At 44.4% G+C, this 11,447-nt stretch carries 6 protein-coding genes and 1 riboswitch; of the genes, 4 read left to right on the forward strand and 2 right to left on the reverse strand.

All coding sequences use genetic code 11. The annotated features are described in order from the left end of the window. Positions 1-525: 525 nt before the first annotated feature. The gene (gene kamA, locus A8708_RS23720) at positions 526-1,908 is read right to left on the reverse strand and encodes a lysine 2,3-aminomutase (RefSeq protein ID WP_239696822.1); all 1,383 of its coding nucleotides are present in this window, start codon (positions 1,906-1,908) and stop codon (positions 526-528) included. Positions 1,909-2,033: 125 nt separating this feature from the next. Then, complete coding sequence (locus tag A8708_RS23725) at positions 2,034-3,473, reverse strand: sigma-54 interaction domain-containing protein (RefSeq protein ID WP_068667794.1); 1,440 nt, start codon at positions 3,471-3,473, stop codon at positions 2,034-2,036. Between the two features lie 173 nt (positions 3,474-3,646). Between A8708_RS23725 and icmF the strand changes: the two genes are divergently transcribed. From icmF to A8708_RS23745, 4 genes are all read left to right on the forward strand, one after another. Continuing rightward, positions 3,647-6,925 carry a fused isobutyryl-CoA mutase/GTPase IcmF gene (gene icmF, locus A8708_RS23730; RefSeq protein WP_068667795.1) on the forward strand — a complete coding sequence of 1,093 codons (3,279 nt, stop codon included), beginning with the start codon at positions 3,647-3,649 and terminating at the stop codon, positions 6,923-6,925. 84 nt (positions 6,926-7,009) lie between these two features. Then, positions 7,010-7,777, forward strand: a complete 768-nt coding sequence (locus A8708_RS23735) for a sugar phosphate isomerase/epimerase family protein (RefSeq protein ID WP_239696823.1) — start codon at positions 7,010-7,012, stop codon at positions 7,775-7,777. A 669-nt stretch (positions 7,778-8,446) separates the two neighbouring features. Next, entirely contained in the window at positions 8,447-9,346 is a 900-nt protein-coding gene (locus A8708_RS23740; RefSeq protein WP_068667796.1) for a polysaccharide deacetylase family protein, read from the forward strand. A 119-nt stretch (positions 9,347-9,465) separates the two neighbouring features. Next, a riboswitch (guanidine-I (ykkC/yxkD leader) is annotated at positions 9,466-9,562 on the forward strand. Between the two features lie 68 nt (positions 9,563-9,630). After that, positions 9,631-11,319: a methyl-accepting chemotaxis protein gene (locus tag A8708_RS23745; protein ID WP_068667797.1), complete on the forward strand. Its 1,689-nt coding sequence runs from the start codon at positions 9,631-9,633 to the stop codon at positions 11,317-11,319. Positions 11,320-11,447: the final 128 nt, after the last annotated feature.

Consider the following 11,447-nt stretch of genomic DNA (forward strand, 5'->3'; position numbering starts at 1 on the left):
TAGCTACAAAGGTGGCCTGGCCCCTCCCTTGGTTGGACTTTCACCAACTAGATAATGCGTGCCTCTGGGCACGCCACACAATAAAAGAAGCACCCATGCCGGGTGCTTTTTATATAGATTAGCTAAATATGCTGGTATGAGCAGTGTGTTTAGCACTCGGTAACATAATAAATGGAAAACCTACAGTTAAATTCGTTCCAAACCCGCCAAATCTAAGTTTAGATGGAAAACCTACAGTTATTTCAGCTAAGTTAAGGACTTCTGGGGGGAATATTGCCAAATTAACTACAATAAATCCAGTTATTTGCCCATGATGAGTAGAGGTGTAGCTCATCCCTGAATTCCTCGCAGGAAATCTAATTAGCTGCGTAGAATTCATTCCGTGAATTGCTATTTGAACTCTAGGAACACCAACTATTCAAAGACCGCCCAGTCTCACTCTCCTTCCTATCCTTCAGTCGTGTTCTCGTTCTCGTCATTCTCTCGCGCTCTCGTTCTGATCCTTCAGACTCGCCATCGTTCTTGTCATTCTGTTGCATTCTCGTTCTTATTCTTATGCTGCGCCTTCATCAACTTATCCTTCATTTCATCCCGCTTCGGTCGACGATCCTTCAGTGACAAGTGTTCTGGCGTTTCCTGATACGCTTTCCTTCTACCAATCCGGCGCAAATTTTCTGGCACTAAGTTGAATTTTTCATCTTTCATGAGAGCAATGATGCCGGTGCTTTCCGGCTGTTTTTGGATGCCATATACCTCGTTGAAATATTCATCTGCACGGCCTGGTATATAATTTTTCGGCTCAGGGTAGCCGACGATCACACCTTCATAATTGCGCAGAATCACTTTATCCTGACTTTGTGAGATGAGATAGTTGGGTTGAAGTGCGATTTTGCCGCCACCACCAGGCGCATCGACAACGAAGGTAGGTACCGCATACCCCGAAGTGTGACCACGAAGGGACTCAATAATTTCAAGCCCTTTGGAAACAGGTGCACGGAAATGTCCGATGCCCTCGGATAAATCACACTGGTAAATGTAGTAGGGGCGTACACGCATTTTTACAAGATCATGCATGAGCTTCTTCATAATGTAGGTGCTATCGTTAATGCCTGCGAGAATGACGGATTGATTACCCAGCGGAACACCAGCGTTTGCAAGCATTTCGCAGGCTTTTTTCGCTTCGTCCGTTATTTCCAGAGGATGATTGAAGTGCGTATTCAACCATATCGGATGATATTTACGGATAATATTGCACAAATGCTCTGTAATTCGCTGCGGGAATACAACAGGAGCTCTCGTACCGATCCGGATAATTTCAACATGGGGGATCGCCCGCAAATTTTTCAGAATATACTCCAAAATATTGTCGTTAATTAATAAACCATCCCCACCAGATAGCAGAACGTCTCGTACTTCTGGCGTATTTCGGATATAGGCAATCGCATCATCTAACTGCTTCTTCGGCACACCCATCCCAACCTGGCCCGAGAAACGACGGCGCGTGCAGTACCTGCAGTACATGGAGCACTGATTCGTTACCAAGAATAGCACTCGATCCGGGTAGCGATGTGTTAATCCAGGTGTAGGGGAGTCTTCATCTTCGAAAAGCGGATCTTCAAGATCGTATTTGGTTTTCAATAATTCAGCAGAAATCGGAACAGATTGCATACGAATTGGGCATCGGGGGTCATCGGGATTCATTAAGGATGCATAGTATGGTGTAATATTTAAGGGAATGGTTTGCGTTGAAATGCGAACGCCTTCCTCTTCCTCCGGAGTTAACTTCACGACCTTCTTCAGATCATCTAATGTTCGAATCGTATGTGTCAGCTGCCACACCCAATCATTCCATTGCTCATCTGTCACATGCTTCCATAGCTCAATTTGCTTCCAGTTACGTTGTTCCATCATTGCACCTCCAGCATGGATGTCTTCTCAACCCTAGTAAGATGCAAGAAGGATGCCAACATGCCACTTTCCATTAAAAAAAGAAAAAAAACCCCATTCGGAGTCATGCTGGTACACTTTGATTTTCAAGGTTTTCTACCGATCCCATAACGGTTCAACTTATATTGCAGGGCTTGCCGCTTAATACCAAGCGCTTGTGCGGTGAGCGTGATGTTATATTGATGTGAAGCTAGCGCATTCGTAATCGTTTCTTTTTCCAATTGTCTCACTTTATCCGTTAATCGACTGGTCGAGATTTCTTCAATAGGGTCACTCCGAGGATTGGATCGAAGCGGCGTCGGGATTACATCACCCAAGAGATAGGCAGGAAGATGGTGATCTTCAATCTTTTCACATTCCAGTTCCATCATATTATAGGTGGATTCGATCGCATGGCTTAATTCACGAATATTACCGGGCCAATGGTAGTTCGCTAAAACGGCCAAGGCCGATGGGGATAACCCCATTACTTTCATACCGAATAAATGATTGAATTTGTCAATAAAATGGGAAGTAAGGAGCGGGATATCGTCTATTCTGTGCGTTAGAGGAGGCAAGTGTAAATTCACGACATTAAGTCGGTAATAGAGGTCGCTTCTTAGAACGCCTGTAGCTAATGCTTCTTTGGGATCGATATTCATGGCGGTAATGATGCGGACATCCACTTGTTGCTCCTGCGTTCCTCCGACCCGACGAACGATGCCGTCTTGTAAGACTCGTAATAATTTGGCCTGCAGAAATAAATCCAAGCTATTCAATTCATCTAGAAAAAGCGTTCCCCCATTCGCTTGCTCGAATAATCCTGCGCGATCTATCGCACCAGTAAACGCACCTCTAGCCGTTCCGAACATAATGCCTTCCATCAGCTCATTAGGAACTGCGGCACAATTCTGAGCAATGAATAATCGGTTCCGACGGGCGCCAGCATTGTGGATGCTTTGGGCGAACAATTCTTTCCCGGTGCCGGTTGGTCCGGATATCAGAACAGGCGAGCTTGTGCGGGATGCCTTTTTGGCAAAGGCAATGGTTTGCAGGAAGCTTTCACTTTGTCCGATTAAATCACTGAAATGGAAGCGGGCAGCGCTCGCATTTTTTTTATCCTTAGATGGGGATTCAAAGATCTGATGTCTTAGATCCAAGATTTGATCATGCAGATGAACGATACTCGTGATATCCTTGGCAACTTCCAAGGCACCGATAATTTCGCCATCCTCCAAGAGTGGGTAAGTGCTATTAATGGTTGTGATCCGTTTCCCTGTAACATTCACATACGTTTGAATTTTTTCGCGGATGTCATTACCTGTTTGCAGTACTTTCATGAAAGTACTCGTTTCGTTCGTCAGCGAAGGGAAGAGATCGAAGAAGTTTTTCCCCACAACCTGTTCCTTCTTTAAACCATCCGTCTCCGCCATCTTCTCATTATAAAAAATAGTAATTCCCTTATTGTCAATCAGGTGAACACCGACATCAATGATCGTCAACATCTGTTCAAAATATTTAGATCCATGATCGTTCTGCTCGGACATTTGGTTCACCCGCCTCACGAAGAATGTGGAGTGGTTCAATTAACAGCTTATGATGAGAGATATAGAAACATGACTCGGGCATGATTTGCAGTTCACTTCCATATAAATCGAGTGAAACACGATAACTAAGCTTGAAAATGTATCATGACGACATGAGAAAAGGTGGGAAAGCAGTGAACACACGCATCTATCGGCCTAAGAATCCAGTGCGATTTGTCACGGCGGCAGCTTTGTTTGATGGACATGATGCGACCATTCATATTATAAGAAGGATTTTACAAGCATCAGGGGTTGAAGTAATCCATCTGGGGCATAACCGCTCTGTTCAGGAAGTTGTCCATGCTGCAATCCAAGAGGATGTGCAAGGGATCGCCATAAGCACCTATCAAGGGGGACATATTGAATACTTGACGTACATGTATGATCTTCTTCAGCAAAAAGGTGCCGGACATATTAAAATATTCGCTGGTGGTGGTGGGGTCATTATTCCAACAGAAATTCATCATTTGCACCAATATGGGATTGCCAAGATCTTCTCTCCCGACGATGGAAGAGAACTTGGTCTTCAAGGCATGATTAATCACATGATTCGCGAAGTTGACGCTCCTACGCCAAGGAATCTTCCGAGTGATATAGCTGATCTGCACATTTCGAATGAGAATCATTGGAATCGGATAGCAAGCTTAATAACTGTGGCGGAAGAGGGTGCTGGCAGTGAACATGCAGAGCAATTACTTTCGATTTTAGCAACAATGCAAATTTCTCAGGCACCGGTGATTGGCATCACAGGAACAGGAGGCGCAGGAAAAAGTACACTCACGGATGAGCTGGTCAGACGCTTTCTTGCCCGATATCCAGAACGCAGCATCGCCATAATTTCAATCGACCCTACCAAAATGAAAACGGGTGGTGCACTCCTCGGTGATCGTATCCGCATGAATGCCATTAACAGCCCAAGGGTTTATATGCGCAGCTTAGCAACACGGGGGGCGAAGTCTGAGTTGAGTCTTGCGACTAAGGATGCTATACAAGTAGTTCAAGCAGCTGGCTATCAGCTTGTGATTGTGGAGACAAGTGGTATTAGACAAGGCGACTCCGCGATTGTAAATCTATGTGATGTGGCGATGTATGTGATGACAAGTGATTATGGCGCAGCAACGCAGCTGGAAAAAATAGATATGATCGATTACGCTGACATGGTCGTTATCAACAAATGTGATCGACGTGGGTCGGAGGATGCTTTGCGAGACGTGCGTAAACAATTCCAAAGAAGTCACGGCTTATTTGATAAGCCTGTTGAGGAAATGCCGGTATTCGGCACGATAGCTAGTCAATTTAATGATAGTGGAACAAATGTTCTATTTGATGAGGCGATTAAGTATATTGCTCTGAGAAAGGGTGGAGATTGGCTTATTGCTGAGGATAAGAACCCGCAACAAGTTGGCATCAAGCATGTGATTATTCCACCCAATCGTACAGGTTATCTCGGCGAAATTGTACAAACAATTCGTCAGTATAAACGATTTACAACGGAGCAGGTCGACATCGCGCGTAAGGTTTATCAGCTTAAGGGGACGAAATCACTGATGCTGGATACGCATCCTGATGTGTTTAACTCCGAGGAAGAAAGGGATGTACTCGTAGGCAAAATCAATGATTTGATAGCTCATTATCAAGGAAATCTCCACCCAACATCGCTCAAGCTGCTTGAGGAATGGCCTCAAATTCGTGAAGCGTATACACAAGATGAATTTGATACTCGCGTGCGCGATCGTGAAATGAAATTTGCCTTGTATACTGAATCACTGTCCGGGAGTAAAATTCCCAAGATCAGTTTGCCCAGATATGAAGATGAAGGGGAAATCCTTCAATGGCTGCTGAAAGAAAATTTGCCAGGCTATTTTCCCTACACCGCGGGTGTGTTTCCTTTTAAAAGAACGAATGAAGAACCTAAACGCCAATTTGCTGGAGAAGGGACACCTGAACGCACCAACCGTCGATTCCACTATTTATGTCAAAATGAGGAAGCGAAACGATTGTCGACTGCATTTGACAGCGTTACCTTGTATGGCCATGATCCCGACTACCGACGAGATATTTATGGGAAAATAGGCAATAGCGGCGTAAATGTGTGTACCCTAGCTGATATGAATTCATTATATGCCGGGTTCGATTTGTGCCATCCGTCCACAAGTGTATCTATGACCATTAATGGACCTGCACCAATGATCTTAGCGATGTTCATGAACACCGCAATTCAGCAGCAAATCGATAAATTTGTTGGGACACAAGGCTGTGAACCTTCTGATGAGGCATATGCACAGATGAAAGCTTGGACGCTGCAAACCGTTCGCGGTACTGTGCAAGCAGATATTTTGAAAGAGGATCAAGGGCAGAACACGTGCATTTTCTCAACAGAATTCGCGTTGAAAATGATGGGGGATATCCAACAATACTTCATCGATCATCACGTACGAAACTACTATTCAGTCAGTATTAGCGGGTATCATATTGCGGAGGCGGGAGCAAATCCCATTACGCAATTAGCTTTTACATTAGCAAATGGCTTCACATTTCTAGAATATTACCTGAGCCGCGGTATGCACATCGACGATTTTGCGCCGAATTTATCCTTTTTTTTCAGCAATGGACTGGATCCGGAGTATACCGTTATGGGTAGAGTGGCGCGTCGCATCTGGGCAACGGTAATTCGAAATCAATATGGCGGCAATGAGCGCAGTCAGAAGTTAAAATACCATATTCAAACTTCAGGCCGCTCCCTTCATGCTCAGGAGATAGATTTTAATGATATTCGTACCAGTTTGCAAGCGCTTATGGCCATCTACGATAATTGCAATTCCTTACACACGAACGCCTATGATGAGGCGATTACGACACCAACAGAGAATTCCGTTCGGAGAGCGATGGCCATTCAATTAATTATCAATAAGGAACTGGGCTTGGCGAAGAATGAGAATCCGCTGCAAGGAGCCTTTATTGTGGATGATTTAACCGATCTGGTGGAAGAGGCCGTACTGGCTGAATTCGAGCGAATTCATGAACGAGGCGGTGTGTTAGGGGCCATGGAAACGCAATATCAACGTGGTAAAATTCAAGAAGAATCTCTCCTGTATGAAGGTAAAAAGCATTCCGGAGAGCTGCCGATTATCGGTGTGAATACGTTTGTTAAGGCGAATGATCATTATCCTGCTGCAGAAATTGAGCTCGCTCGTTCGACAAGCGAAGAGAAGGAAACGCAAATTGCTGGGCTTCAAGCTTTTCATGAAGGGCACAAATTCGTCTGTCCGGAAGCTCTAGAACGATTGAAGGAGACGGCTCGCAATAATGGAAATATTTTTGAAGAACTGATGGAAACGGTTAAAGTCGCTTCGCTTGGTCAAATCACCGCTGCTTTATATGAAGTTGGCGGACAGTATCGCAGAAATATGTAGGAAGTTAATAGATTGTTATAGCTCATTCGTCCATTCCATGATATATATGGAGGGAGCCAAATATTGTTGAATGGAGTGAGAAGAATGAGAATCGCCACGCAATTGTATACAGTCCGTAACTTTTTGCAAACACCAGAGGATATTAGCGAGAGCTTGAAGAAAGTGAAACAAATGGGGTACCACTCAGTGCAAGCGTCAGGTGTTGGTCCTATTGGTGTTCATGAATTTAAAGCGCTTACGGATCAAGCGGGTCTGAGTATCTGTGCGACGCATATCGGCTATAACGATTTGTTAAACGATATGGATTCTGTCATTGAGAAACATTTGGCCTGGGATTGCAAGTATGTGGGACTTGGTGGATTACCGCCAGAATTCCGCGAAACAAGCCAAGGGTATGCTGCATTTGCAAAACAAGCTTCCGATTTTGGCAGACAATTGAAAAACGCTGGTTTGCAATTCATCTACCATAACCATGATTTTGAATTTGCGAAGTATGATGGGAAAACAGGTATGGAGATTTTGTTTGACGAGTCTGATCCAGAAACTGTAGATTTTGAGCTAGATGTCTATTGGGTCCAAGCTGGCGGAGCCGATCCCATTGAATGGATTCGCAAAGTAGACGGACGGATGAAAGTTGTCCATTTCAAAGATATGTGCATAACGCCAGACCGACAACAGCGTTTCGCTGAAATTGGTGAAGGCAATATGAATTTCAAAGGCATCATCCAAGCCTGTGAGGAAATTGGCGTGGAATGGGCGGCCGTCGAGCAGGACGACTGCTATGGACGCAATCCATTCGAAAGCCTGGAGATTAGCTTCGCTAATCTTGCTCGCTTAGGGATGAAGGGATAGATTTGTTTGCTGGAACAAGGAGCTAGGCGCATTGCGCTTGGCTCCTTTTCGTTTTGGTGGCAGAGAAGGGGTTGAGCGAGCGGAGTGAGCGAAGTAGGGGGGCGGTATGGGGAGTGAAGTAGGGAGAGCGAAGTATGGGGAGCGAAATATGGGAGCGAAGATAGGGGACCTGTAACTCGATGAAGTCGAGTTACAGAGCTGAAATGGCGCCTCCGCGGCGCCCCCGTAACTCGAAAAAGTCGAGTTACAGAGCCGAAAGCGCCCCGTCGCGCATCACCGACACACCATTAGTCCGATTTTGCCGAACTAATTTCACTGAACGCGACACAAAAGGTTAATTAGTCCGACTTTGCACAACTAAATCGACCATATCGACTTAAAGACACGAAAGCCGGGGAAATAGGTGGGTAAAATCGGACTATTCGACAATATGAACAAGCTAACCTCCATTTAGTTCGGCGTAATCGGACTATTGGTCATAACCTCCGAGTGTATCTCATTTTAAGTCGGCATAATTGAACTAATGCTACTCTCGGCCATATGCTAAAGATCGCAGTGTTGTAATTAGGTGAAGCAGCTAATGCAGACGCGTTGACTTAACGTTCTAACTGTTATCTTCGTGAGTATATTGTAGGGATGGTACAGGAGCTGTAGGGAGGTCGATCATATTTGCCTGTATACTTCATGCTCATGCTGCTGCTCACTGGGGGCTGGATACACACTGAACAACATGCAAACCCACTGGATTCCCTATGCTCGGCTTCACAAATAAACGCAGCCACAACAGTCAACATAGACACCAAATCCATTCATTATAGAAATAAAGCCTTGTTTCTAACCTATCATCATCTCGATGATCAGGAATCTTTCATCACAATCACACCAGCCAAGTTTAAGCAGCATCTGCAGGCTCTTAAAGAGAAGCACTATAATGTTGTTTCCATCGAGGACTACGCTTGTTTCCATGCACATCGGACCCCATTGCCTCCGAACGCCGTGGTGATTACGTTTGACGATGGCTACCGATCATTTTATGACAAAGCCTATCCGCTGCTGAAGCAGATGGGATATACGGCGACGAATTTTCTTATCGTGAGCGATGTAGATTCTGATAATCCATCTTTGCCTTTTCTGACATGGAGTCAAATCATTGAAATGAGACGCGATGGTTATAGTTTTTACTCACATACCTATGATTTGCATCAGAAAAAACGGGATGAGTCTGGTAACCTAACACCTCCGCTGTCGAATCGAATCTGGTTGACTAAAGAGAAAAGATCAGAGACGGATGAAGAGAGGAAGCAGCGCGTGAGAGAAGACTTGTTGTTAGGTGAGGTGTTTATAAAGAGCAAGCTTCACAATCAGTTCTCATTCCTTTGTTTCCCATTAGGGGAATACAATCAGTCTGTAGTTGAGGAAGCTAAAATGCTTGGATTTTCTTTGTTTTTTACGACGAGGGAGGACATTAACACAGGGGACAGTGAGGAAATTTCACGTATAAGTGCAGGAATGCCTTATGTCTCTTCCGATGTTTTGCTTAAAAAGTTGAAAATGTACGATCAGAAATAGTCTGTAGGTATAGTACATTCAAAATATCTAGCATATCCTATGTTAGGTTTATTCACTCATTCCTTATAAATGAAACTATATGTTTAAAATTGTCGAAAACTGTGTTATATTATCTAACATAAAAAGTTTTCTAGGGTTCCGCGGCTTCCCGCTGGTCAGGTCCGAGAGAAAACACACAGCGCGCTGTGTTCACGGAGGGATAAAAGCCCGGGAGGTTATCGATTCTGATACCTTTCGGGCTTTTATTTTATCTTTGGATAAAGTGACATATTGGAGGGGTTCAGATGACGATTAGAAGAAAGCTTTTGTTAGGTTTTGGCGTTATTGTTGGTTTATTTTTAATTTCGCTTTCCATTCTCTATACGTCACTTCGTCAGACATCTTCCTCATTTGAACGATTTGCGCATGATGATGTTCATTTACTTAACCTAGCTAATCAAATACGCTACGAAGATATCCGGTTAACGGATTCGGTGAGAGGGATTATTATTGATCCTGGAAACCAATCGGAAAGTGATACTTATAACGATTATGCGGTTCAAATCGATAATCATATCAAAGAAACGGTCGGTCTACTACGGACAGAAGAAGAGAAACAGATCTTCCGTGATTTGGATGCAGGTAATGTGAAATTGGTTGAGTTGGAAACCAAAATGATGGAACTCGCAGCTAGCGACAAAGCGCAGACGTTACGTATTTTTGCAGGTGAGTATGCGGAGCTTCGGATACACTTTGCCCAATTATTAAACCGATTTCAACAAATGCAGGAGAGGCATATTGAGGAACGTTCCCTTCAAACTGCAACGCTTGTGAAGCAACGATCGGCAATTGCACTGGTGGTGCTTGCATGTACGATTACAGCTGCGGTGCTTATTGCATTATGGGTAACTAGGCACATCCTAACTCGGGTGCGCCAAGTGAAATCAAAGCTGGACGAGCTGTCTGGAAGTTCAGGTGATTTACGTGAACGCATTCAAATCCAAGGCAAAGATGAAATTGCCCAGTTAGCGCGATCTTTTAATGGGATGATGGATATGATTCAAGGACTCATTTATCAAGTCAAGGAATCAGCCGACAGAGTTAACGTAGCAACCAAGTATCTCGTCTCATCTTCTGAGCAAACGTCAAAGATTACTCGTGATATTGATCAGAAAGCCGTGAATATGGCGGAAGGGGCGGATTCACAAGCCAAAGGGATCGAAGAGAGCTCGTTTGCCATGGGGGAAATAGCTTCAGACATCCAACGAGTCGCTGATCATATGTCAACGATGGCTATGCAATCAGAACAATCCGTTTCACTAGCGACGATGGGAAGCAAATCCATTGCAACTGCAGTAGCTGGTATGTATGCACTTACGGAATCGGTACAACATGCGAATCAAGCTGTGAAGAAAGTGAACGCGAAATCACAAGCCATCTATCAGGTGATTGCATGGATGCGAGAGGTAGCCGATCAGACCAATCTGTTGGCTCTTAATGCTACTATAGAAGCTGCCCATGCTGGAGAGCACGGTAGAGGATTCGCTGTTGTTGCTGACGAGGTTAGAAAGCTTGCTAGCCAGAGCGCACAATCGGCTGAACATATCACGCAATTGATTGGGCAAATTCAAGCGGACTTAACCGAAGCAGATGTTGCCATGGATCAAGGAGGGGCAGAGGTTAATACAGGACTGGCGAGCATGGAGCATGCGGGGGAATTGTTTGAGCAAATTCGCAACGATATCCAGCTCATCTGTCAAAATACACTGGAAGTATCCGGCGTGTCGCAGCAGATGGCCGCGGGCTCAGAACAAATCTATGCATCATTCAGCGAAGTAACTGAGATTAGTAAGCACACGGGAAGAGACACGAAGTTTGTGTCAGAGATGGTGCAAAAGCAATTAGAAACGGTAGAAATCGCAACAGATCATGCGGCGACACTAAACAAGGTTGCGAGTGAATTGCATACACAGATTCAACGCTTTCATATTTAAAAGAAGGTTACGAGCTAACGCATATTGCGTTGGCTCGTTTTTTTAAAATATCAGAATTTATAAGTTTTACTTACTAATTATGCTGAATTTCTAGATAAACGCTCCTGTCCTTCAAAGGACGGCGTTGC

This window comes from Paenibacillus oryzisoli (assembly GCF_001653565.1).
Lineage (GTDB): Bacteria > Bacillota > Bacilli > Paenibacillales > NBRC-103111 > Paenibacillus_E > Paenibacillus_E oryzisoli.

What these genes read in the sequence shown, in the direction of transcription:
- A8708_RS23725 (WP_068667794.1), bottom strand. Translation starts at nt 3,473, where the DNA reads ATGTCCGAGCAGAACGATCATGGATCTAAATATTTTGAACAGATGTTG.
- A8708_RS23735 (WP_239696823.1), top strand. Translation starts at nt 7,010, where the DNA reads ATGAGAATCGCCACGCAATTGTATACAGTCCGTAACTTTTTGCAAACA.
- A8708_RS23745 (WP_068667797.1), top strand. Translation starts at nt 9,631, where the DNA reads ATGACGATTAGAAGAAAGCTTTTGTTAGGTTTTGGCGTTATTGTTGGT.
- kamA (WP_239696822.1), bottom strand. Translation starts at nt 1,908, where the DNA reads ATGGAACAACGTAACTGGAAGCAAATTGAGCTATGGAAGCATGTGACA.